This is a genomic window from Filobacillus milosensis, assembly GCF_004402015.1.
In the GTDB taxonomy this organism is placed as follows: Bacteria; Bacillota; Bacilli; order Bacillales; family Alkalibacillaceae; genus Filobacillus; species Filobacillus milosensis.
This window is the reverse complement of record NZ_SOPW01000050.1, coordinates 1-594: the sequence shown is the minus strand read 5'-3', so window position 1 is coordinate 594 and position 594 is coordinate 1. Positions and strand designations below refer to the sequence as shown.

Annotated in this window: 1 protein-coding gene; it reads right to left on the bottom strand. The window is 34.3% G+C overall.

Features of this window, described 5'->3' with window-relative positions:
• Nucleotides 1-15: 15 nt before the first annotated feature.
• On the bottom strand, nucleotides 16-594 hold a 579-nt coding region (locus E3U55_RS17070; RefSeq protein ID WP_194840971.1), incomplete at its 5' end, for a transposase.

Genomic DNA, 594 nt, shown 5'->3' with positions numbered 1-594 from the left:
ATTTGTATTGTTCTTTTATGTTTTAAGTTTTAGTATACGTTTTACATTAGCGGTGAAAATTGTCATCGCACCTTGTAAATGCATGCCTTCAAGACCCGAAGATGAAGAGACCTCATATCCGTGTCTATGCTTTAATTCACTATTTTTAGCTTCAATTTTATATCGTTCTTTAGCTTTATCTTTAAATTCATCACTGTTTTGAAAGGCCAATTGTTCTGTATGTTCTTTAGATTTAATGCTCACAGAATAAGACTTTGATTTTGCTCCAGGCTTATAACAACCATCTCTTAAAGGGCATTTCTTACATTTCTCAACATCAAAATAGTAAGTCATAGTCTGGTTCGTGCTTTGATTTTTTTTACCATGCTTTGCCTTACGAATAGCCATGTGTCCTGCTGGACACACATACATACCAGCATCTTTGTTGTACTCAAATTCATCCCCTTGCCGATTCCCGTTAGAAATAATCGGATTTAATTTTGAAACTAATTTCAAATTGTTTTTTGCAGCATACTTCAGATTGTCTTTATCAGAATAAGCGGCGTCACCAATAATGTTCTCAACCTCTATTCCACTTGCTTGACTCTTTTGAAT